The sequence below is a fragment of the Bacillus sp. GW821-FHT01G09 genome (assembly GCF_059422205.1).
Map to the genome: position 1 here is coordinate 26,285 of NZ_JBWKWL010000006.1, position 23,507 is coordinate 49,791.

Annotated in this window: 20 protein-coding genes and 1 pseudogene; 5 read left to right on the forward strand and 16 right to left on the reverse strand. The window is 45.9% G+C overall.

What is annotated here, in order from left to right:
• Positions 1–99 precede the first annotated feature (99 nt).
• Positions 100–1,077 (forward strand): ABC transporter substrate-binding protein, encoded by a 978-nt coding sequence (locus AC07VD_RS18745; RefSeq protein WP_285300132.1) that lies wholly within the window; start codon positions 100–102, stop codon positions 1,075–1,077.
• 17 nt (positions 1,078–1,094) lie between these two features.
• On the opposite strand, the gene mprF is transcribed toward AC07VD_RS18745, so the two are convergent.
• Positions 1,095–3,665 (reverse strand): bifunctional lysylphosphatidylglycerol flippase/synthetase MprF, encoded by a 2,571-nt coding sequence (gene mprF / locus AC07VD_RS18750; protein ID WP_494721924.1) that lies wholly within the window; start codon positions 3,663–3,665, stop codon positions 1,095–1,097.
• A gap of 171 nt (positions 3,666–3,836) precedes the next feature.
• Here mprF and AC07VD_RS18755 point away from each other — a divergent pair, with 171 nt between their 5' ends.
• Together AC07VD_RS18755 and AC07VD_RS18760 are read left to right on the forward strand one after the other, a co-directional pair.
• The gene (locus AC07VD_RS18755) at positions 3,837–4,319 is read left to right on the forward strand and encodes a MarR family transcriptional regulator (RefSeq protein WP_003233577.1); all 483 of its coding nucleotides are present in this window, start codon (positions 3,837–3,839) and stop codon (positions 4,317–4,319) included.
• A gap of 112 nt (positions 4,320–4,431) precedes the next feature.
• Positions 4,432–5,988, forward strand: coding sequence for an MFS transporter (locus AC07VD_RS18760; protein WP_443091989.1), 1,557 nt, complete (start codon positions 4,432–4,434; stop codon positions 5,986–5,988).
• On the opposite strand, the gene bstA is transcribed toward AC07VD_RS18760, so the two are convergent.
• From bstA to estB, 3 genes are all read right to left on the reverse strand, one after another.
• A complete protein-coding gene (bstA, locus tag AC07VD_RS18765) occupies positions 5,985–6,521 on the reverse strand; it encodes a bacillithiol transferase BstA (RefSeq protein ID WP_003233581.1) in 537 nt (178 codons plus the stop codon). The genes AC07VD_RS18760 and bstA overlap by 4 nt on opposite strands.
• Before the next feature lie 111 nt (positions 6,522–6,632).
• The gene (locus AC07VD_RS18770) at positions 6,633–7,721 is read right to left on the reverse strand and encodes an acyltransferase family protein (RefSeq protein WP_494721925.1); all 1,089 of its coding nucleotides are present in this window, start codon (positions 7,719–7,721) and stop codon (positions 6,633–6,635) included.
• A 219-nt stretch (positions 7,722–7,940) separates the two neighbouring features.
• The gene (gene estB / locus AC07VD_RS18775; RefSeq protein WP_494721926.1) at positions 7,941–8,570 is read right to left on the reverse strand and encodes an esterase EstB; all 630 of its coding nucleotides are present in this window, start codon (positions 8,568–8,570) and stop codon (positions 7,941–7,943) included.
• 275 nt (positions 8,571–8,845) lie between these two features.
• On the opposite strand from estB, the gene padR reads away from it, so the two are divergent.
• Positions 8,846–9,394: a transcriptional regulator PadR gene (padR, locus tag AC07VD_RS18780; RefSeq protein ID WP_003233588.1), complete on the forward strand. Its 549-nt coding sequence runs from the start codon at positions 8,846–8,848 to the stop codon at positions 9,392–9,394.
• Positions 9,395–9,469: 75 nt separating this feature from the next.
• Here the strand turns inward: padR and lnrN are convergent, their stop codons facing one another.
• From lnrN to AC07VD_RS18815, 7 genes are all read right to left on the reverse strand, one after another.
• A complete protein-coding gene (lnrN, locus tag AC07VD_RS18785; RefSeq protein WP_129092334.1) occupies positions 9,470–10,627 on the reverse strand; it encodes a linearmycin resistance permease LnrN in 1,158 nt (385 codons plus the stop codon).
• A 14-nt stretch (positions 10,628–10,641) separates the two neighbouring features.
• On the reverse strand, positions 10,642–11,832 hold the full coding sequence (gene lnrM, locus AC07VD_RS18790) for a linearmycin resistance permease LnrM (RefSeq protein ID WP_129092333.1): 1,191 nt from the start codon (positions 11,830–11,832) through the stop codon (positions 10,642–10,644).
• Positions 11,833–11,844: 12 nt separating this feature from the next.
• Positions 11,845–12,780, reverse strand: coding sequence for a linearmycin resistance ATP-binding protein LnrL (gene lnrL / locus AC07VD_RS18795; protein ID WP_494721927.1), 936 nt, complete (start codon positions 12,778–12,780; stop codon positions 11,845–11,847).
• Between the two features lie 143 nt (positions 12,781–12,923).
• Entirely contained in the window at positions 12,924–13,586 is a 663-nt protein-coding gene (gene lnrK / locus AC07VD_RS18800; protein ID WP_015252530.1) for a two-component system response regulator LnrK, read from the reverse strand.
• The gene (locus AC07VD_RS18805) at positions 13,583–14,785 is read right to left on the reverse strand and encodes a sensor histidine kinase (RefSeq protein WP_494721928.1); all 1,203 of its coding nucleotides are present in this window, start codon (positions 14,783–14,785) and stop codon (positions 13,583–13,585) included. Before AC07VD_RS18805 ends, lnrK begins: the two co-directional genes overlap by 4 nt.
• A gap of 123 nt (positions 14,786–14,908) precedes the next feature.
• The gene (locus AC07VD_RS18810) at positions 14,909–16,090 is read right to left on the reverse strand and encodes a Gfo/Idh/MocA family protein (protein WP_129092330.1); all 1,182 of its coding nucleotides are present in this window, start codon (positions 16,088–16,090) and stop codon (positions 14,909–14,911) included.
• Positions 16,091–16,099: 9 nt separating this feature from the next.
• A complete protein-coding gene (locus AC07VD_RS18815; protein WP_024572211.1) occupies positions 16,100–17,041 on the reverse strand; it encodes a sugar phosphate isomerase/epimerase family protein in 942 nt (313 codons plus the stop codon).
• 146 nt (positions 17,042–17,187) lie between these two features.
• On the opposite strand from AC07VD_RS18815, the pseudogene AC07VD_RS18820 reads away from it, so the two are divergent.
• Positions 17,188–17,346 (forward strand): annotated as a pseudogene (locus AC07VD_RS18820) (MFS transporter); the annotation flags it as partial.
• A 66-nt stretch (positions 17,347–17,412) separates the two neighbouring features.
• Here AC07VD_RS18820 and AC07VD_RS18825 read toward each other — a convergent pair.
• The 5 genes from AC07VD_RS18825 to AC07VD_RS18845 all read right to left on the reverse strand — a co-directional run bounded on the left by AC07VD_RS18825 (position 17,413) and on the right by AC07VD_RS18845 (position 23,416).
• A complete protein-coding gene (locus AC07VD_RS18825) occupies positions 17,413–18,357 on the reverse strand; it encodes an AraC family transcriptional regulator (protein ID WP_129092329.1) in 945 nt (314 codons plus the stop codon).
• 96 nt (positions 18,358–18,453) lie between these two features.
• Entirely contained in the window at positions 18,454–19,311 is an 858-nt protein-coding gene (gene catE / locus AC07VD_RS18830) for a catechol 2,3-dioxygenase (RefSeq protein ID WP_024572214.1), read from the reverse strand.
• 17 nt (positions 19,312–19,328) lie between these two features.
• Positions 19,329–19,733, reverse strand: a complete 405-nt coding sequence (gene catD, locus AC07VD_RS18835) for a DoxX family oxidoreductase CatD (RefSeq protein WP_003244204.1) — start codon at positions 19,731–19,733, stop codon at positions 19,329–19,331.
• 153 nt (positions 19,734–19,886) lie between these two features.
• A complete protein-coding gene (locus AC07VD_RS18840) occupies positions 19,887–21,701 on the reverse strand; it encodes an ABC transporter ATP-binding protein (RefSeq protein ID WP_047182298.1) in 1,815 nt (604 codons plus the stop codon).
• Positions 21,695–23,416: an ABC transporter ATP-binding protein gene (locus tag AC07VD_RS18845; RefSeq protein WP_494721929.1), complete on the reverse strand. Its 1,722-nt coding sequence runs from the start codon at positions 23,414–23,416 to the stop codon at positions 21,695–21,697. Before AC07VD_RS18845 ends, AC07VD_RS18840 begins: the two co-directional genes overlap by 7 nt.
• Positions 23,417–23,507 lie beyond the last annotated feature (91 nt).

A 23,507-nucleotide genomic window follows, 5' to 3' on the forward strand; every position in this document is an offset into this window, starting at 1 on the left:
TGTTTGTTTTTGAGAATAATCCTCAATTAGGGATTGACACTCTTAACACTGCTTATTATGATCTAAATGATAATGAATTTCAATATTGGGAGGAAAAAGATGAAAAAGCATATCAGCATGCTATTCGTATTTTTAATGGCCGTTATAGTACTTTCTGCCTGTAATAGTTCAGAAAGTTCAAGTAACAGCGAGGGGTCAAGCAGCAAAACAAGAACGGTCAAACATGCAATGGGGACATCAGACAACATTCCCGCCAATCCAAAACGGATTGTTGTTTTAACTAATGAAGGAACAGAGGCGCTCTTAGCGCTTGGCATTAAGCCGGTCGGAGCCGTAAAGTCATGGAAGGGCGACCCGTGGTATGACTATCTGAAAGATGACATGAAAGGCGTTAAAAACGTCGGTCTTGAAACGGAACCCAATGTGGAAGCCATCGCAGAATTAAAGCCTGATTTGATTATTGGAAACAAAGTGCGCCAAGAAAAAATTTATGATCAGTTAAATGCGATTGCGCCGACCGTTTTTGCTGAATCTTTGGCTGGGAACTGGAAGGATAACCTGACTCTATACGCCAACGCGGTGAATAAGGCGGACAAAGGCAAGGAAGTCATTGCCGATTTTGATAAACGCGTTTCTGATTTAAAAAACAAGCTGGGCGACCAGACAAACAAAACCGTTTCTGTCGTACGCTTTTTATCCGGTGAGTCAAGAATCTATTATACTGATTCATTCTCAGGAATTATTTTAGACCAGCTTGGCTTCAAACGCCCTGAAAAACAAGTGGAGCTGTTTAAGAAACAAAAGGACCAATTTACATTCTCAACCGACAGTAAAGAATCCATTCCTGATATGGATGCTGATGTGCTGTTTTATTTCACTTATAAAGCCGATAATGCAAAGGAAAATGAAAAATGGGCCAATCAGTGGACAAGCAGTTCACTATGGAAAAACCTGAAGGCCGTGAAGTCAGGTAATGCACATGAAGTCGATGACGTCGTGTGGACAACCGCAGGCGGAATTAAAGCCGCAAACTATCTGCTTGATGATATTGAAACCTACTTCTTAAAAACGAAATAAAAAAAGACTCCGTCTTATTAGACGGAGTCTTTTTTGCTTTTGCCAATTAGACGTGTAACGAGGAACATGGTGACAGAAAGAGATCTGTTTTTCCGATACGCCAAGTATTTCCCTCGCCACTCCGGTTTGTATTTTTCTTTAAAGGCTCTTAGGCCGCTGAAGCTGTACATGTATCTGACATTATTAAAAATGACAGCGGCAAACCTTTCGGACCAGAAGGATGTAAAGGCAGTGCCGACATTGGCCAAGGGTGCCATCCCCATATTAAATGACGTGCAGCCCTCTTCCTTTGCCCATAAAAACATACGGATAAACAATGCGTCCATAATGCCATTTGGAGCGTCGCCGCGATAGCGCATCAGATCGACCGATATCTCTCCTTCCTGGTACATCGGCATGACATTTGCGAATGCAACGATCTCTCCTTCTGCATTTTTCATATAGGCGATCGGCGCTTTCTGTAAATAGGAAGGATCAAAAAATCCGAGCGAGAATCCCTTCTCTTTTTTCGAGCCGAGCCATTCGTCTGAGATTTGCTTCAGCTCCTCCAAAAACGCATCAGAAAATGGGGGATGATCCACATGGAAAGTATACTCCTCCCGCTCAAAGCGGTTATTGATTGCCCGAAGGCCGGCTTTTTTCTTCCCACTCAAGGTAAATGTATTTAAATCTACATATGCTTCCTCGCCCAATTTAAAGAAGTTGTAGCCAAAATCGTGATACAGCGCCATGTCCTCTCGTTCAATTTGATAGAACAAAACACTGAATCCCTTCTGATGCGCTTCGTTCAGAAATTCTTCCAGCACGAGCGGGAATGATTCTCTTTGGCCAGACGGATCGCCGAGCACGACCAGCCTTCTGGCGATTTTCCCAAACAGAAGCAGTGCATTCCCATCACTAGAAAAATAAAACCGCTTATCTCCAAGAAAACCGAGATGGCTCAGCGCGTTGCCCCCTTTTTCATTGAGAAACGCAGTAAGACGCTCAGGGTCAGCTTTCTCTCCGATCGGTTTCGTTCTCTTATGATAGACCACTGTAAATATCAAGAAGAACAGCGGCACAATGATGATCGCCATGATGGTTGCATGTGTAATATGCGAGGTGCTGTGGACGAAATACTCGTGACGCAGCACCTTCTTCATCCGGTCCCAAATAAAGCCCGCGATCAGATTGTAGTTAAAGAGCGCCACAGTAAACAGCGCCACAGCGAATATCAATTGTCCCAGTGTATAGGATGCCTGTTCGCGAACAAATTGTTTTTTCAATAGCACAAGCAATACGATAATCATCGGCAGTACAAATATCGCGCTGATGTTAAGCCCTTTTAAAAAGCTGAACACAAAGCCGCCGACAAGCGCTGTAATGGCCATCGTATAGGAACGTTTTGTCCGTTTATAAAGCTCGATAGGCAAAATCAGCAGAATGAGCGCTGCGCTTAAGGACAGGCCGTTGAACAGCAAAAGCGCCGGGCGCGGAATGTGCGGTATAACCGTCAGCCTGTCAATCGGCAAGGAAACTGAGGCCAGGACAATCAGACCTGCTACGAACACAATAAGGGAAAGCGAGCCTTGCAAAATTCTCACTAATACCGCACGCTGAACAACAAGCAGAACGTTTGTCGTCTCAATTGCCGGTGCGATGCGCGGGTTCGTTTCGAGCCGCTTCATTGTATTTTCCGTCAGGTCGCCGGCGGCAAAGAACAGTCCCAAGATGAATGGGATAAATGAATAGGCGAGCCTGTACAATACAATAGAAGTAACGATGGCCTCCTGATGATAGCCAAGCTGCTCCATCCCCAGCAAAAATAAAAGGTCAAACGAGCCGAAGCCGCCCGGCACGAGGCTGATCATTCCTCCGATCGCCGCAATGACGAACACCCCGAACACATACCTGATATCTGCATGAATGCCCATAGCGAACAAAGCAAAATAAATGACGGTCCCGGCCATGAGCCATTCAACAACTGAAGCTCCAATATATGCGAAAATCGGATTTTTCACTTTATCCGCATTCTCTTCGTCCCCAGCTTTACGGTCTTTTATTTTGGACACCATCAAAGACAGCGGCAATATCAGCGCAAAACCGATAACGACCGCCCATAGCCAAGGCTTTTCATGAATCACTTCATCCACTGGCAGCACTCTCGCAGCGACGAAAATGCTGAAAACAGATAATCCGAGCAGCATAGATGATGTGAGCCAGGCGATTCCTTTCACGAGTGCCTTATGGTCTTTCGTATGCTCCTTATAGAACATCATTCTTAACCCGACGCCGGCTAAACCGCCGAAGCCCAGCACATTATTAAATGAATTAGCGATCCAGGAAACCCTGAATACTTTTCCGTTTGTGATCGATAGGCGCAGTGAGTATTTCAGGACGTAATCATACAGCGACATGGCCGCAACAGCCAGCAAGCCGATCAACACAAGCATGAATAAGTCCGTTCGTTCCAGTCCGTTGATGACCATGAGCGTACGTTTGAATGACAGATTTGTCAGTTCTTTTTTCGATTGATAAATAACAAATAGCAAAACAGCAATAGGAAAAACGATTTTTAATATTGATAAAGCATTCTTTTTAATCAGCAATGGTCTCTCCAATCATATTCTAGTTCGATCCTCTCCCCCAATAATCTCCAACTCATTATACACTACCGTTATTTTTCGGACAAAGTCCCGCATGCGGTTTCTGCTCACTTTCTTTCAGGAGTGAAAATCGAGTAATATGGTAAGAGGAGTGAATGATGAGGAAGTGATGAAATGGAATATAATTTACACGATACAACAGTATTAAACGAAAACATTCTTTCATCGGAGGAACGGGAAATATGGGTGCTCTATATGAAAGTCTTAACTTCCGCCGGCCTCGGTGATGTGTCCGAGTGGATGAAGCTGGATATGAGCATGCCGCAAATGAAGGTGTTGATGCTATTAAACAACCATGGAACATTGAAAGTGAGCGACATTGCTGAAAAAATGGGGGCTTCCCTGTCCAATACAACTGGGCTGCTTGACCGCCTTGAGAAATCAGGGTTTGTCAAACGCTCACATTCTGAAGAGGACCGCCGCTCTGTAGTTGTTCAGTTGACAGAAAATGCGAAAAAGATTTTCCGGGGTTTATATGAAAAAGGCCACCTGAAATTGAAGCGTTCATTAGAGCTGCTGTCCCCTGAAGAAAAGCAGGCGGTTTCCGAAGGGCTGTCTATCCTTTCAAGAGCATTAGAGAAAGCGAAAAAAGAATAAATCTGTAAGTCTGTCATCCGCAAACTGCGGGAGCAGGCTTTTTTTATTTGACATTTAGTTCATTTAAAATGAATAATATACTTTGAGTGAATAAAAAAAGGGGTTGATGAATATGTCTGAAGCATTAACAGAGCAGAAAGGCCAAAAGTGGGCGATCAGCCTGTTTACGGTTGGTGTATTTATGGCTGCGCTAGATAACGGAATTATTTCAGCTGCCTTAACAACGATAAACGAGTCGTTTGCCGTTTCCCCTTCCTGGGGATCATGGGGCATTACTCTTTATACGCTCGGTCTTAGCGTCAGTGTGCCAATCGTCGGAAAGCTTTCCGACCGCTACGGCAGAAAAAAACTCTTTCTCATTGAGGTTTGCCTGTTCGGACTTGGTTCTTTGCTTGTTGCTTTGAGCCAAAGCTTCCCGCTCTTTCTGATATCGCGGCTGATTCAGGCGCTTGGAGGCGGCGGGATTTTCATCATCGGCAGCTCTCACATTCTCGCGACCCTTCCAAAGGAAAAACAGGGGAAGGCGCTTGGGCTGCTTGGCGCAATGAACGGGATGGCCGCTGTGCTCGGGCCAAATATCGGAAGCTTTCTGCTTGATTGGACCGGGTCTTGGCATTGGCTGTTTTTGATTAATTTGCCGATTGCCGTGCTATTGGTTGTTTTCGGCTCATACTTTATCGCGGAAACAAAAGCACCTGAAGCTAAGCGCCTCGACGCGGCCGGAATCTTCCTTCTATCCCTGTCGATTTTAGCCGTGATGTACGGCATGACGAACCTTGACGGGGCAAATCTCTTACACAGCTTGGGGAATCCGGAGGTTTATGGATGTATTATTTTTGGCCTACTCTGTTTTGCAGCGCTTATCTCGTATGAAAAGAGAGTTGAAATGCGAGGAGGCGATCCCATTTTGGCGTATTCTCTGCTGCGAAACCATATGTTTCAGCGCACGCTTATCATTGGTTTATTATCCGGGGGGCTCTTGGCGGCAGTCATTTTTATCCCGTCATATGTCGAGCAGTATTTGGGTGTCCCTGCCGCAAAAGCAGGCTATTGGATGACACCGCTTGCGTTGGCTTCCGGAATCGGCGCTTGGCTTGGCGGAGCGCTTACCGACAAAAAAGGTCCTGTAAAAACCGTTATTCTTTCGGGAATCATCTCATGTGCGGGGTTTGCTTTATTTCCGTTCTGGGTGACGGAAAAATGGGAGTTTATGATCGCAAGTGTGGCAGCTGGGATCGGTTTTGGCTTTCTGTTAGGCGCTCCGCTGAACGTCCTTGTATCAGAAGCGGCAAAAACAAATAAGGGTACAGCTCTTGGCACGCTTTCATTAGTAAGGCAAATTGGACTGACCTTGGCGCCTACTCTTTATGCAGGTTTTATCACAGCCGGGTTTGACCAAATAGGTGATGAGATCAACAGCCGCTTATCGGACAGCGGATATTCAGAAAAGGCGATGCAGATGATTCCGGAGATCGACAGTTCTGATGTTTCTTCTTTACAAGAACAAATCGAACGCATTCCCGTTCCTGAAGTCAAAACCGCGATAAGCGACGCCATTCATGCGAGTGTCGCCAGCGGCTATGATCAGTTATATGCAGCGGCTGCTGTGATCTCACTTCTGGTGATTGCTGCTATCAGTATTCCGGCTTTCCGCCGGCAAAAGCGTTAAGACCACCCCATCCGTCTGGAAAGCTCCGTAATATGAGCGATATGGTGATGTGAGTGCCAGACATACAGGCCGAGCGCGTTCTCCAGGGTAATGATCTCCTTTGTATCAGGGTGATAAAATCCGCGCTTAAATTGCTGATCCGTCAGAGTGCGGAGCAGAGCCGTCCATCTTCCGTGAAGCTCCTGCAAAAGCGCGAGTGAGCCGCTCGGATCTGCCGTTTTCGAGTCTTTTAGCTCCGACCATGCTTTTTCATCATACGGACGGATAGCCGGTGTCTCTTCCGTCAAGCTCAATTTAAAACGAATATAGCTGTTCATATGACTGTCAGCCAGATGATGAATAACTTGCCGAACGGTCCATCCACCGTCCCGGTACGGTGTGTCAAGCTGGCTGTCCGTCATGCCTTCTACAGCTTGCTTCAATTTTGCCGGCACTTCTTCAAGTACTTGAATCCATTTATCTTTTTGCTCCTTCGATATGGATTCCCTCGGCTTGTATTCTCCTATTGGGTAGCTTAGATTGACTGATGTCATGAATGTTCTCCCTTCTATTCACTCTTCTCCTTTATTTTACAAGAAAAAGATTGTGTATGCTGTATGATTTAATACACAACAAGCGGCAGGAGCCCTCCTGCCGCTTGTTTTTCACCCTGCGTGATTACGCACTTCGACTGTTACCTTCTTCTGTTTTGGCTGATAAATTTTCCCCACAAATAAATACCCATATTTGAACTTATTCAGCGCCCATGAGGTCATAATCGGGCCGGCTGTGCACACGGCAAACAACAGGAGAACAGCCGGTACGGCAGGAATGTCGGGTATATTCAAAAGCAACACGTAGCCTATAATCATAAAATAGGCATGAAGCAGATAAATCGAAAAGGAATAGTTGCTGATAAACATCATGATTTTCGGCACATGCTTCATTTTGGAAAACAAGTGAAAACACAGGAAAATCATGCTTGTTGAATACAGCATGATATCAGGCCGCTTCGAGCTGATCATGCCGATTTCACCCACATAAGAAACAGTGACAACCAGCGCCCCAGAAGCAATTGCGGCGCCGTACACCACCAAGCGGTATTGGTTCAGCAGCGCTAAAAAACGCTTGTATTCTTTTCCGCAATAGTAGGCTAGACAAAAGTAGAAAAGCCAGCCTGCGAACGGAACCCAGAAGAACGGAAATGCCCCTCCCTCTTCAGAAGCAGGAGCCGGGCTGGCTGCTGAGAAATAGCCTAAATAAGCGGCTGTCACCACAAATGAGATAGACAGCACCCATTTCGGCGATGCTTTTTTCAAATACTCATGAAACATCATATGCAGCATGTAAAATTGAAAGATGACGAGAATGAAGTATCCGATAAAGTTTCCTAAGAATACGTTCTCCAGATATTTTTGCACAAACGCGAGAAAGGTTACCTCTCCCCCCATCGCACTGGTCATCAGCAGCGCATCGATGGCCGCGATAAATAAAAAAGGAACAAAAATCACTTTTCCCCGCTTCTTTAAAAAACCGTCAGGCACCCCATCAGGATAAGAACGGGCCAGTAAAAATTCAGAGATGAAAATAAAAGCGGGCGTGCTGAACATCAGGAGTGTGCGGAAAGAATCAACAGTGTGAGAAATATCTGCAAGAGCTTCTGCCTGAAGCATCAGGACCATTGAAATGATATGGAGCAAGACGACACTTAAGCACGAAATGCAGCGGATCATAAAAATTTCTTTAATTTGCATAACAGCGCTCCTTTTATTTCAAATTGATAGAAATCGATGGTTGTACCTTAACATGTCCGCTCTATTTGAAAAAGTGCCTGATGTCATAAATTGACGTATGCATGATAGACTAAGGTCATAAACCCTTCTGGCTTTTTGGTGTATCTTTCTCAGGCGAGATTGCTAGAAAAATGCAAAAAACCTGCCGTAACGGAGACTGCAGGTTTTTTTATGAAGATATTAATTTGTATTGAGGCCTCCGCCATTCAGCCCTTCTTTGATATAGCCGTTCACTTGGCTATTAGAGAGCAAGCCAATATGACCGATGCCATAAAGCTGGATGTTTCGCGCTCCTTGTAACCGAGACAAGCTATTGATTACAATTTGATCATTGAGACTGTAAATAGATGTATAGAGGATCTTTTGATTAGGATCTGTACCCGGCAGCGCCGTTGATGACACTAAACCATTAGCCCCTCCAAGCGTTACGACATTTTGAATCTTATTGCCCCCGCCTAAATATTTAATATAGTACAGCGTATTGGCGCCTCCCATACTATGAGCCACAATATCTACTTTTTTTGCCCCCGTCTCTTTTAAAACACGGTCAACATATGAAGCAAGCTGCGGGCCGTTATTTAGGTTGTTTCCTGTTTTATCATAAAAATCAATTGCGTACAGTTTGTTGCTTTGCCAGCCTTGAGAAATTAAGTAGTTTTTAATAGCGAAAAAGTTGTATGAAGCACCACTTATTCCATGAACAAGAACGACAGGATGTACTGATTCAGCTTTTGCGCCAGACGGCGGAGCGGCTAAAACAGATAGAATCAGCGATAAACAAATAATGAATGCCATAAGTACTTTTTTCACGTTTATTCCCCCTTAAAATGCTGATACCACCAATTTCCTATTATACATAAAAAATCAATATAGTTAATATTTTTCTGAAAATTAAATTTAAATCTCTTTTATATCATTGACGGAGATAAATCGGATACCTTCTGACATCCCTTTTATTTTCATTTCCAAAGTGGCCCGGTTGTGTTCCCTTCCTCCCTTTTCTATAATAAGGGGAATAGGCAGTTAGAATCACAGTTGAGCACCGGCTCATCTGTTTTGCGAAACAGCCAGACACGGAGGATAGCATGAGAGTATTAAAATACGCCATATTAGGGCTTTTGCGAAAAGGCGAATTGAGTGGATACGATATTACGAGTTATTTTAAAGAGGAGCTCGGCCAGTTTTGGAGCGCCAAGCACAGCCAGATTTACCCTGAGCTCAAAAAGCTGACGGATGAAGGATTTATCACGTTCCGGACAACGATTCAGGGCACAAAGCTGGAGAAAAAGATGTACACCCTGACAGACAGCGGAAAGCAGGAGCTGCATGACTGGCTGATCCGCCACCAGCCGATACCCGAGACGGTGAAGGATGAATTTATGCTGAAGGCTTATTTCATTTCTTGTCTATCGCGCCAGGAGGCTTCTGATTTGTTCAAAGACCAGCTGCAAAAACGCCAGGCCAAGCTTTCTGACTTACAGGGAAGCTATGAAAAGCTTATGGCTTCAGCAGAGCCGATGTCATTTTCTTCACCGGACTTCGGCCACTATCTTGTGCTGACGAAAGCGCTGGAGCGGGAGAAAAATTACGTTTCTTGGCTGGAATCGATATTAGCTATGATCGATAAGGATTAACCGGGAGCGCCCTTTACGTAATGCATGGGTTTGCCCACATAAAAAATCACCTGTCCCTCGGACAGATGATTTTTTTTAGGCTCGGAGCGCCTTAAGCCCCGCTGCGAAAGTGATTGCCGCAAAAGCAAGCAAGATGCCGCAGATCCCGAGAATATCTGTGACGCGGGCACCGTTAGCGATAATCTCCGTCAGCCCGCTCATTGCCCACTTTTGCGGAAGAAATTCAGCGATGGATTGCATCAATTTCGGTTCAATGTCGATCGGCCAATACATCCCGCTAACCATACATGTTGCGATGACGAACAAGTTGCCGAACGCAAGCTGCTGTTCTGGCGTTCTGACATTGGCCGCAATCATCAATCCAATGCCGACAACGGTCAATAGAAAAAGTGACACTAATACAATAACCGCAGCCGGATTCCCCCAGTTGATGCCAAACAGCCAATGGGTGGAAAGAAGCAATATGCCAAATTGAATCCAGCCAATGACAAAGAAGGAAAGCACATACCCAGCACCGATTTCGGCTCGGCTGACAGAGGCTGTAAGCAATCTGGACCAGACGCCGTTTTTTCTTGCTTCTAAAATGGTTCCAGCCGCTCCCATCATGGTCAGCATGACAAACAGGATGGAAAACCCTGCTGCTCTGGAAGCTGTGTCACTTGCTTCCACACCCTCTTTTTTATCACTGAGCGTCTGTCGTTTTACAGCCGGAACCGTATCTTCATGTTTTTTGGCGAAAACCGTTTTATACGCCGCCTTCCAGTTTTCTCCCGCAGTCTGAGATGCCGTTTTCGCCGCGGTCACCTGAATATTGAGCGTTGCCAATGTGCTTTCTGCATATTGTTTGACCATCGGCGCTTCCGACAGCTCGGGGCCGTGACGGAAAATCAGCTCAGGATTTTTGCCTTTTTCCAGCTGTGTCTGGAACGAGCGGGAAATGACGATGATCCCGGCAATTTTCTTTTGTTTCAGCTTTTCTGACGCTTTGTTTTCAGGCACGTTTTCGAATGTATACATATCATCGTGTGCCTTCAGCTGCCGAATATAATGCTGTGAGAGAATCGTATCGTCCTGATCAACGATTGCAAGCCGCACCTTATCATCATTGCCGCCGAGCATACTCCCAAATACAAAGGTAAGCAAAAGCGGGGCAGCAAACATGATCAAATAGTTCTGCGGCTTCTTAAAAATGAGAGAAAGCTCAATGCCGCAAATGGCTATGATTTTTTTCACCTTTTGTACCCTCCTTATCTTGTATGAAGCCGTCTGATACCAATTACAAGTGAACAAAGGCCGATCGCCGCAAAAAGAAGCACAGGCTTTTGAAGGTCAGACCAGCCTCCTCCTTCCATTAAAGAAAGAAAGCCGTCAAGCGCCCAGCGATTTGGCACCGCTTTGGATACAGACTGCAAGACGTCCGGAAATTGATACAGCGGCAGCATGGACCCGCCGAGAACCGCAAGCAATTGAATACCGAAGCCGCCTATCGCATCTGCAGATTTCATATCGCTGATGCACGACGCAAGCAGCATTGAAATGCCAGATACAGCGGCAGCGTAAGAAAGCCCGAGTACACTCACAAACAGCAGATTACCTCCCCAGTCCACACCAAATACATTGATTGTGACGATTAGAAATATGAAAAATTGTATGATGGCAAACAGATATGTCCCAAGCCATTTTCCGAAGAGAATGACAGATTTTTGCGCAGGCGTCATCAGCATTCTGGCAAGCGTCTCCGTATCCTTTTCCTGTAAAAATGATTTCGCCCCGACTGTCATATGAAACAGCATAAACATGCAAAGCATTGCCGCCGAATAGTATTGAAAACTGGTAACGGCTTTGCTGCCGACAGATTTTTCTGCAATAGTAAGCTTGTCACCTGTTTCTTTTTCAAGTGTCTTTGCCAGCTTTTCTGCAAACTGTGCAGGGTCAAGTTTTCCTTGCTTTACAGCTTCCGTTTTGCTGATGTAGTCCATTGAGGCTGACGCGGCTTCCTTTACCGCTTTATATTGCTCAATAAAAGAGCTGGCAGCTGTTTCGATGATGGAACTTTTCATTGTTCGATCAGGAGCGGCATAAACAACAGCTGAGGTTTTGCCGGCTTCCCAATGGTTCGGGATGACGATACCTACATCAATTTTCTTTTCATCAATCCGTTTTTTCATCTTGTCTTCGCTGCCGGCTTTTGTGACCTTTATTGACTTTATTTTTTTAAGCACATCTTTCGTAAACATGTTCGCTGCATCTGACTGATCTGGTTGAACGTAGCCGACTTTGATGTCATCAATCCCGCTGCCTACGTCAACAACTGATCCGAGCGCCGCCCCTAAAATACACGTTAGGATCAGCGGCATTAGGATAAGCATCATAAACCCTTTTCTGTCCGTGATTCTGATTTTGACATCTTTCCATGCGATCCATATGCTTTTTTTCATTGCCGTCCCTCCTCAATCCCGCAACGTGCGGCCGGTCAGATTCAGAAACAGGCGCTCCAGATTCGGTTCCTGCACCTGAAGAGACAGCAGGTTTATATGATGAGCAGCGGCTTCAGCAAGCAGACTGGTGACGACTTTCTCATGATGGGCCGCAGAAATGTCGATTTTGAGATCTGACTCCTGGACTGTTACATCATTCACATGAGCCAGGGAACGGATCGCCAAAAGAAACGCTTCATCGATCCCGCTGACCGTCAGCTGAATGATGGTATCGCCTCCAAGGCGGCTGCACAAATCAGTTTTTGTGCCAATCGCAATCATTTCCCCCTGATCAATTATCCCGATCCGGTCGCATAAAAACTCAACCTCTTCCATGTAATGACTCGTATAGATCACCGTCATGCCCGTTTCGTTGAGCTGTTTGACCGTTTCTAAAATATGATTTCTCGATTGAGGGTCAATACCAACAGTCGGTTCATCCATAATCAGCAGCTCGGGCTTATGCATTAAAGCCGCACCGATGTTGATTCTTCGTTTCATCCCCCCGGAGAACGTTTCAATCTTATCTTTAGCCCGCTCAGTCAGACCGACATATTCAAGGACCTCAGCCGATCTTTTTTTGGCCTCACCGTGCGTAAGTCCGTACATTTTCCCCCAAAACATAAGATTCTCATGAGCCGTCAGCGTCGGATATAATGCAATTTCCTGCGGAACAATGCCGATTTTTTGTTTCGCTTTGGCCGTTTCTTTTCCGATGACATAGCCGCCCACCGTGATGTTCCCGCTGTCATGCGGTACAAGGCCGGAAATCATCGAAATGGTTGTGGATTTCCCCGCACCGTTTGGCCCGAGCAGACCGAACGACTCCCCCTTTTTGAGGGAAAAAGAAATGCCTTTCACGATTGTTTTTTTTTCGTATGCCTTTTTGATGTTTTCTGCTTGCAGCACGTCGTCTCACTCCTTTTTTTGATCCATTGCCATTGTAGAAGAAAGAAAGGCGTGCGGCATGTAGCGGCAGATAGAACATAGGGCATGAAAAAAAGGCCTGTAAAAGGCCTTTTCAGAGAAGCGTATATGCAAAACGTCATATGTCAAAAGACAGATACACCATATCTGACCGAGTAAATGGCGGCTTGGGTTCTGTCCCTGACAGCCAGCTTGCTGATAATATTTGAAACGTGGTTTTTGACTGTGCCTTCTGTAATGAAAAGCTTTTCGGCAATTTCTTTGTTATTCAGCCCGTACCCCAGCTCAGCCAGAACTTCGATTTCGCGCTCGGTCAGGTCGAGCAGCTCCTTAGGTTTTTCTATCTCATTTATTCCTTTCAGCTGTTTTTCACGCTTCCATTCATTCAGCATTTGGGCAGTCAATTCCGGCGGAAGCACCATTCCGCCAGAATGAACAGTCATCACTGCTTTTACAATCGTATCTGCCGACATATCCTTCAGCAGGTACCCGCTTGCTCCTTCTTCAAGCGCTTCAGCAATCAGCGCTGAATCCTTAAAGGTTGTCAACATCAAAACCTTTACGCCGGGCAGCGAGCTTGTGATTAATTTTGTTCCCTCCACCCCGTTGGAAACCGGCATGCGGATGTCCATTAATACGATATCCGGCTCCAGCTCTTTCGCCTTTTCGAAGGCTTCCTGTCCGTTTCGCGCCGTTGCGATCACATCGAGCTCTTCTCGGAGCTGGAGCAGGGATGCCAGCCCTTCTCTGACGATATCCTGATCGTCGGTAATGATGATCTTAATCATGATAAACTCTCCTTTTGCTGCACGGGCCTGAAGCTCCATTTTTTATTGGCAAGTGAAAATTCGGCGATTACAGTAAATCCTTGATCCCGTTCGCTTTCAAAGCGGATCATTCCGCCATGTTCCGCTGCCCGCTTTTTCATATTCAAGAGGCCAAATCCAAGTGCTGCCTCGGGATTGCCTTTTCCGTCATCCTTAATGACAAGGCTGATGCTGTCCGTTGTGCAGGCAAGCTGTATCGAACAAGCTGTGGCGCCGCCGTGCCGTTTGGCATTGGTCAGTGCTTCCTGCACCGTTCTGATCAGGGTCGGATGAAGAGACAGCGGAATGATTGCAGGATCACCGCTGACCGCAAATTCTGTTGTGACCCCTGCATTTTTGCAAAAGTCCTCTGTCAGCTGTTTCAGCGATTCGATTAGCGAAGGATCGTTTTCAGTTAGCAGAGTGCGTACTGATAAGCGGACATCATCAAGCGCTTCACGGGCAAGTGTTTCACAGACACCTACTGTCCCATCCACTTTTTGGCTGTCTCTTTTTTGCCATTCACGCAAAAGCTGCAGCTGGACGAGAAGGGCCGTCATTTTATGCCCCACTGTATCATGGATTTCCCGCGCCATTCTGTTCCGCTCGTAAATGGCAGTCAGCTCTTCAACCTGCTTCGCATATAAATGGAGCTCCTGATGTGCAGCAGACAGCGCCAGATGGGACTCCGTCAGTTCCTGAAACTGCTGTTTTGCCGTATCCTGCGCATCCAACAGCTTGCGGATTAATTTGCCCACGACACCGCAGAAGACAACGAATGTCATGCTGATGCAATGATCCATCACATATTCACCGCCAAGCATATGATACGTGCGTAATAGAACAATCAGCCACATCATAAAACAAAAACAAAGAACGGACCATACAGTTTTTCGGTCAAACCCCTTCAGAAAAAAGGTAACTGCAACCGGGCTGAGCAATGTAATATATAAACCTGTACCCGGAAACATGAAACCGAACGAAAAGCCAACTGCGATATCAATCAGGCAAAAAATAATCGCATATCTCTGTACCCTTAATAAGAAATGATTTGCTAAGAACACACTTGCACCGCAAGCGATGAACAAATACTCAAACCAGCTGTCGTCCTTTACAAGGAAAAAATAAACCGAACAGCTTACCATTAAAGTGAAAATCCTAGTAAATAAAAGAGCCTTCACGCTCATCACTCCCGATACCCAATTCCCTTCTTATCATACCTGCCTCAGGGCATTTTTGACAGGAGTTTCTGGAAAATAAAAACCGCATATGAACTTTATGTCATATGCGGCGCATCCCCTCATTTATTTAAATTCAACCCAAACTGACCCTTGGTTTGCCGAGCGTACGCAGTTCTCAATCCAGCGAATGCCCTCGATCCCTGCATCAATGTCAGGATAAACCAAGTTGTTCAAGATTTCTTCATCTTCACGGTTTTTAGCGTCTATCGCAATGGCAAATTTAAGATAAATATTGGCCCATGCTTCGGACAGCCCTTCGCTGTGTAAGGCGCCCAGTCGTTCATCGGCGCTGCAAACATCATCTAAATACGGCATGCCGCGAACGAGTGTCTGGCCCGGCTCTCCCTGCACTTCATACGTCAGTTCATTTGGCTTGCTGTCCCACCACTCAATGCTTGCCTTTGAGCCGACAATCCGGATTCTATGGCCATCCATACATCCGGCATTGATTGACGATGTCCACATTGTTCCGACCGCTCCATTTTCATAATGCATCAGCACATGGGCATTATCCTCTAGCGGTGCGCGGCTGCCGACGAAGCTCTGTCGATCACACAGCAGCTCTTTAATTTTCATCTTAGGCAGAATAAGCTGTGACATATAATACGTGTGGGTAGATAAATCGCCTAGTACAAAACTTGGCCCGGCGATCGCAGGGTCGACACGCCATTTCTGTGCAGCGCTTATCTTTTCACCTTCATCTGTTGCACAAAAACCGTGTGTGTACTGCAAGTCAACCACCCGAATATCGCCGATCATTCCTTGTTCAATCATCGCACGCATTTGAAGAAGCATTTGATTGCCTGAAAAACCGTACGTCACGCCGACAATTTTCCCTTTTTTCTCTGCGAGCGCTTTAATTTCATAACCCTCTGCTGAAGTGAAGAACAGCGGTTTTTCACAGATGACATGCAGTCCTGCTTCAAGCGCCGCCTTACAAATCTCATAATGAGTGCCGTTCGGAGTGGCAATCGATACTACCTCTATGCCATCCTGTCTTTTCGCTTCCTCGGCAAACATGGTTTGATAGTTGGGATAACAGCGTTCCGCATCCACTCCAAGGTTCATCCCGAAGTCTTTTCCTCTTTCAGCATCGATATCAAAAGCGCCGGCAGTTAATTGAAAAGCAGTATTGTCTCTCAGCGCTCCAGTACGATGTTTATACCCAACCTGGCTAAGCCGTCCGCCGCCTACCATTGCCCAGCGCAGCGGCTTGGAGATGATTCTTTCTCCATTTAGCATCATGAAAACCTCCTATTGGCTGATGGTTTGTTTTAATGCTTCTACAGAAGTGCGGATGCCCGCTTCAGGTGACATCGTCAGATCTTCCATTTCTAAAGAAACCTCATCATCATATCCCATCATTTTTACAACTGAAAAAAATTCCTTCCACCACTGTAAATCCTGTCCGCAGCCGACAGCTACGTAATTCCACGCCCGGTTTGCAGGATCTGTCACTTCTTTTGTTTCTAAAAGTCCGTTGACCGCTGATAAATATCTTTCAATTCTGACATCTTTCCCGTGGACATGGTGAATGGCTGAGCCGAGCTCCCTTGCTGCGATGATCGGATCTGCGCCCATCCATAATAAATGGCTCGGGTCAAGATTCAAACCGACCAGCGGGCCGACCGCTTTTCTGAGTCGAAAGAGAGTCTCAGGGTTATAGACTAATTGAGAGCTGAAGTTCTCAAGCGCTATTTTTTCTACGCCGCAGGCCCCCGCTTTTTTGACAAGCTTCTTCCAATATGGAATCGCAACGTCTTCCCATTGATAGTTGAGGATATCTTTTAAAACGGGAGGCCAGCTTACTGTGTATGTGATCCAGTTCGGCACTTTGTCGTCCGGGCTGCCGGCTGGCAAACCGCTCATCATGATCACTTTTTTGACGCCTAATAATCCAGCCAACTCCATCGTTTTGTCAGTTATGTCTCTGTGCGATTTGCCCAATTCACCCGGATCTAAAGGGTTCCCCGAGCAGTTTAATGCGCAAAGTGTCATGTTCCGCTTTTCCAGCGCTTGTGAAAATTCTTTTCTTTTTTCGCTGCTTTGCAGCAGTTCATCAAGATTCAAGTGCGGTGCCGGCGACCAGCCCCCGGTTGTCATTTCAAGTGTATCGATCCCAAGCTTTGCGGCAAAATCGAGCATGTCTTCAAAAGGCAAATGCCCTAGGCTGTCTGTTACATAAGATAGTTTCATCGATAGATTCCTCCTCATATCTGCAGATTACGATAAGTGAGTCGATTGATTCGGCATGTCCTGATCAACTTGCCGGCCATATTCATATTGGCGAAATGAATGCTAAAGCTGTTCAAGTGACCGCCCTTTCGTCTCAGGCACATATTTTTAAAGATTTTCAAGAGCCGTAGATCAGGCGCATGCTATTTACTGAGATCGGAATCGCCATCGTACAGCAAATTACCGATGTCAATTCGATCATGTACTATGGGACAGAAATTTTAAGAAAAGCCGGTTTTCAAACAGAAACCGCTTTCTTAAAAAATTATAAGACAACGAGATTTCTCGCGTCTTTATCATATGGAGACATTATTTTGTCATTTCAGGACATCTTATTCGTGCGGCTCGGCCTGTTCGATTTTTTGAAAAGGCTTATTGATTTGAAATGCGGTCATTTTTGAGTCTTTATAAAGGGAACGGAAAAGCCCTGGAGAGCTGCCGATTTTGGCAGAAAATACGCGTGTAAAATAATGTACAGAGAATCCTATTTCTTCTGCTATTTCCTTTATCGATAGATTCGTTGACTTCAGCAGCGCGGCGGCTTTATTGATTTTTTCATTTTGGACAAACTCGGAGTAGCTGACACCCAGTTCTGCTGCAAATAAACGTGATAAGTGCCTGCCTGAGATATGAAAATGGCCGGCGACATCCGTCAGCTTTAACGGCTGTGACAGATTGTCATTAATGTGCAGTTTGACCTCCGTCAGCAAAGCAGATGAGCTTTGAATGAGCTGCTTGTTTTTCGGGCGGCGGGCGGACGGGAGAAAGGTTTGGATTAATGACAGGATCAATGCGTGCGACAATTGGGATAGGATCTCTTTGTCAAAAGCATTGACTGGCTGAGCTGCTTGCAGCATTAACGTTTTCCAAAGAATGCCTGGAGGTTCGCCATCTTTTATTTGCACTGTGACAAGGGGGCTTTGTTTCACTTCTTCCATCGCGTTGATCCATTCAGCGCTTGATTGATCCTCACTCAGCTCAAAAGCGACATAAAAAATGAACAGTCCTGTTTCACTTTTGATTTGGTGCAAATGATCCGGCTTTGACAAAAAAATCGTCTGTTCCCGAAGCGGATATGTACGATCGCCTTCAAGATAATATCCTTCACCTCTTACCACGTAACAAATTTCATAAAAGGAATGCTTATGAAGCAGTGTGTTATAGTGATTCGTCATTGCTCCCCAATAATGGACGTAAAATGAAACATCCTTTTGCTCTAAGCGATGCACATACTGATTTAAAGCGATTTTGCCTGTCACAAGGTGATCGAGTTCCATGTAAACGCCTCCTAACAAGTTGGTGGTTCTCTCATCATAACAAGGCGGACAAAAATAAAAAATCCCCCTGCCGTTTTTTCGGCAAGGGGATTGCAGTTAAATCAAAAATGTAATATAGGCGCCGGAAACAGGGTCTTTCACACGAAAGCTGTTTTCCGTCTCTTCAATCGAATACCCGGCATGTTTGACTCGGTTTGCCACTAAATCCAGCTCCTCTTGGTGAGGCAGGACAACAGTGTAATAGTCTAGTCCGCTGGCATTTGTCGGTTTAGGCGGCGCATTTCTTCCCGCCCAAATGTTTAAGCCGATATGATGGTGGTACCCCCCGGCTGAAACGAAGAGGGCGGACATGCCCGCATAGTTTCCGACAATGTCAAAGCCCAGTACATCTGTATAAAACGCCTTTGCTTCTTTCAAATCACTGACATGCAGATGAATGTGTCCGATGATTGTATCGTTCGGAAGCGATGTTTTCCGCTCATCTCCTGCCTCTTCCAGAAGGCCCTCAATGTCAACAGCGGTTGTCGTCATGACGTAGTTTCCTTCCCGATCACGCTGCCACGTGCTGCGGGGGCGGTCAGCGTACATTTCAATGCCGTTTCCGTCAGGATCAGACAGGTAGAGCGCTTCGCTGACAGCATGGTCTCCATGTCCGATAGCAATGCCGTGTTCAATCAGGCGGGCGAGCGCGATCCCAAGTTCTTTCCTGTCCGGAAGAAGAATCGCAAAGTGATAAAGGCCTGTCACAGACCGTTCAGGCAAGACGACAGCGCTCGGATTTTCTTCAAGAATAAGCAGTACGCGTTTCCCGTCAGCCGTTAATTCCGCTTGGCGGTCCGTCTTTTTTAAGACTTGAAAACCGATGACGTTACAGTAGAACTGAAGCGAACGCTCCAGACTGCGAATTGTGAGTTTGGCATAGCCAATGTGTGTATCCTCATGAATGCTGGTCATGCTGCATGCCTCTTTTCTTATGCTGAAACGTTTCCGTTCTTTTTTCCTTTAAACACAAATGGGTCCAGCGCCAGGAATCGACTTCCAGTAAGCGCCAGGTGAATGGATGTCAAAAGCAGAAGGTAATCAAATTCTGCATTGCCCATGAATGGCGCTTTCAGCTTAACAGTGATGATGGCGCCGATCAGTGTAAGAGCGAACAGTACACCGACAATACGTGTAGCCAATCCGAAGAAGACAAGCACTCCGCCAATGAGTTCAATCGCTGCGATGACATACGCCATAAAGCTTGGAAGGCCTATGCTGCCGAAAAATTGGATGGTGCCCTCCATTCCCTGAAACTTTGATAAACCGTGAACAAAAAAGATAATACCTGTAATAACTCTTAAAAGTAATGTGCCAATTTCAAATGATTTATTCATTTTATCCTCCTTGATAAATGTTATCACTTACTTAATGTAAGCTAGTATATATACATAACTTGTTTACGTCAAGTAATTTTGTTACATTTCACGAAAATGAAATAAAAGTACTATAAAACTGTAACAAAAAAGACCTCTGTGCAGGACAAAGGTCTATTTCTCAAATTGGCTTTCATATAAGTCACTGTAAAATCCTTTTTGCCGAATCAGCTCGACATGGCTGCCTTTTTCAATCATTTCACCGTCTTTTAGCACCACAATCTGGTCCGCTCTTTGAATGGTGTTCAGCCTGTGGGCAATGATGACGCTTGTTCTTCCTTCCATTAAACGGGCGAGCGCTTCTTGAATGTTGACTTCTGTTACGGTATCAATGTTGCTTGTCGCTTCATCCAAAATGAGAAGAACCGGATCGGCAAGCACCGCCCGCGCTATAGAAATCAACTGCTTCTGTCCTTGACTGATGCCCGAACCGTTTTGCGTCAGCACGGTGTCATACCCTTTTGGCAGCCTTTCAATAAAGCTATGGGCATTCGCTGTTTTTGCAGCGGCTTCGACTTCCTGATCAGAAGCATCGAGCCTGCCATAGCGAATGTTTTCTCTGATCGTTCCCTGAAATAAGAAAGAATCCTGAAGAACAAACCCCATGTTTTTTCTGAGGCTTGCTCTAGTAAGGGTTTTAATATCTGTACCGTCGATTAAAATTTTTCCTTCGTTAGGCTCGTAAAAACGGGCGAGAAGGTTAGTGACGGTTGTCTTCCCCGCCCCCGTCGGCCCGACAAACGCGATGGACTGCCCGGCAGGCACGGTAAACTGTAAATGCTTCAGCGTCTGCTGCCCTTTATCGTAACCGAAGGACACATCCCGGAATTCAATGCTGCCTGTTTGGATGGGCTGATGCACGGCGTTCTTTTCATCCTCGCGCTCTTCTTTTTCATCAAGCACGTCAAACACCCGTTCAGCGCCGGCGATTGCGGACAGCATCGTATTAAACTGGTTGGCCAGATCGTTTAAAGGGCGTGTAAATTGTCTTGAATACTCGGCAAAGACGACGATGGAGCCGATCGAGATCCAGCCTTTCAGCGCAAACAAACCGCCGATTGCCGCAATCATTGTAAAACTTAAGTTATTCAAAGAGTTCATGACCTTCGGGATAAACCCGGAAATCGTCTGCGCCCAAAAGCCCGACGTCTTGAGTGCAGCGTTTTTTTCGAGGAATTCAGCAGTAATCTGCTTCTCACGTGAATATGCTTTGATGACCTTTGCGCCTGAAACAGATTCCTCAATATACCCATTCAGATCACCAAGGTTTTTCTGCTGTTCTTTAAACAGCTTTCCCGTTCGGTTGGTGATCCATTTCAGGCTCGCTGCCATCACCGGAATAATGGTCAGCGTAATCAATGTAAGGAGCGGGCTCATGTACAGCATCACCGCAATCGTCCCGACAAAGGTGATCACGCTTGACAAAATTTGAATGACTGACGTGTTTAAGGTAGAACTGACATTTTCGATGTCATTCGTCACCCGGCTCATCAGCTCGCCGTGCCGCTGTTTATCAAAAAATGGAATCGGCAGCTCATGCAGATGGGTGAACAATTCGCTTCTCATTCTGAAAACCGTGCCCTGCGAGATCGTAATCATCCAATAGTTTTGAAACCAAAGCGACAGAGACTGAATGATATAGATAGCGAGCAGAAGAAGCAAAACGGGAATCAAGCCGCTGACCGTTTTCCCGACGATAAAATGGTCGATGGCCTTTCCGATCACAAAGGGGCCAAGGAGCCCGAATATGGCGCTGATGACAACCATCAGCATGACAAGTATGAGCAGTCCTTTTCTTTCAGCCAAGTAAGACCAGATTCGTCTCAGTGTGCCCTTTGTATCCTTTGCTTTCGCCCGCTTTTTCGCGCCTTCTTTTTTGTCAATTGGCAGTTTGGGATATTGGAAAGGCTTGCGGATGTCTTTTAGCATGACTCGCTCCCCTCCCTTCCGAATTGTGACTCGTAAATGCGCTTGTATAACTGAGATTCAGAAAGCAGCACACTGTGAGTGCCTTTTTCAATCAGTTCGCCGTCCTCAAGCAGCAAAATCTGATTAGCTTTCATCGCCGTGGTCATTTTTTGTGTAATGATCAAAGTTGTGCAATGGTATGTGCTGATTGCTTCAAGCAGCTTCGCCTCCGTTTGCAGGTCAAGCGCGCTTGTGCTGTCATCTAAAAGAAGGATAGCCGGTTTTCGAATCAGCGCCCGCGCAATGGAAATTCGCTGCTTTTGGCCGCCGGACAGGTTGACGCCTCTTTGCCCCAAAACAGTGTCATATCCATTTGGGAGCTTCAAAATCGTTTCATGAATTTGCGCATGTTTGGCCGCATCCATTATTTCATCTAGTGAAGCATTTTCTTTGCCCCAAGCGATGTTTTCTTTGATTGTGCCGGAAAACAAGAGGACTTCCTGCGGTACATATCCAATTTGCCTGCGCAGCCCTTCAGCCGGAAAATCTTGAACCGGCTTTTCATCTATGTAAATGCAGCCTGAATCCGGCTGATAAAGCCGCGGAATGAGCTGAAAAAGCGTAGACTTGCCCGAGCCCGTCGCACCGAGAATCGCGATCGTTTCTCTTGGCTTTGCGGAAAATGAGACATTCCTGAGCGCTTCTCTGTCCATTTCAGGATAGCGAAAGGATACATGCTGAAACTCAATCCGTCCTGACAAACGATCAGATATGATGCCTTCCTCCCGCTCATCGCCTTCTGTTTCAAGCACCTCGCCGATTCTATCGCCTGAAGCCTTCGCCCTGGTGAAAATCATAATCAAAAACGGAAACATCGAAAGCGCGCCTGTAATTCGTGTTGCGTAGTTAATTATCGCAACAACATCGCCGACCTGAGTGCTTCCGCTCGTGATACTGTAGGACCCGGCCCACAAAATCAAAAGGATGCAGAGATTCATCAGCAGCATCAGTACAGGCATCGTGAATTCCACAAGCTGAAAGGCCGAAACCGTTTTTTCCATCAGCCTTGTGTTGGCTTTGATAAATCGTTTGACTTCGTGGCTGCCGCGAAGCAACGCTTTGATCAGCTTGATTGCGATTAAATTTTCCTGCATGATGGTGTTCACTTGATCCAGCCTTTTCTGCACTGAGCGGAACAGTGCCCCGCCTTTCCTTAATACCCACAGCAAAAACAAGATCAGGATCGGAATAGTCACAAGCAGAAAAAAGCCGAGTTTCACATTAACGGCAAGCGACAGCACAATGCCGCCTGCAATCATTAAGGGAGCCCGCAGCATAAACCGCAAACTCATAAAAATCATATTTTGAACCTGTGTGACGTCGTTTGTCAGCCTTGTAATATAAGAAGAGGACGAAAACTGTCCAAATGTGGAATAGGAGAAGGACTGGATTTTTTGAAAAAGCCCTTTTCTTGTATCATAGGAAAAGCTTTGGCTGACATGGGCGGCATAAAAGGAATTCAGCATCCCCGCCGCAAAGGATAACACGGTCAGCCCGATCATGACCGCGCCCCATATCCATACATGCCGCAGATCTTGCTTCAATATCCCATCGTCGATGATTTTTGCAATCAATAAAGGCTGCATCAGTTCAACTGCAAGCTCCGTCAACATAAGAATCAGAGCAATTCCCGCCAGCAATGAATATGGTTTTAAAAACGACAAAGCCTTTTGCATGTAAAAGCCTCCAAACCCCTTTTAGCAATATGTACTTTTTATTTTAATTGTTTATAAGGCTTGATGAAAGAATTTTACTGTCATGAAGTGT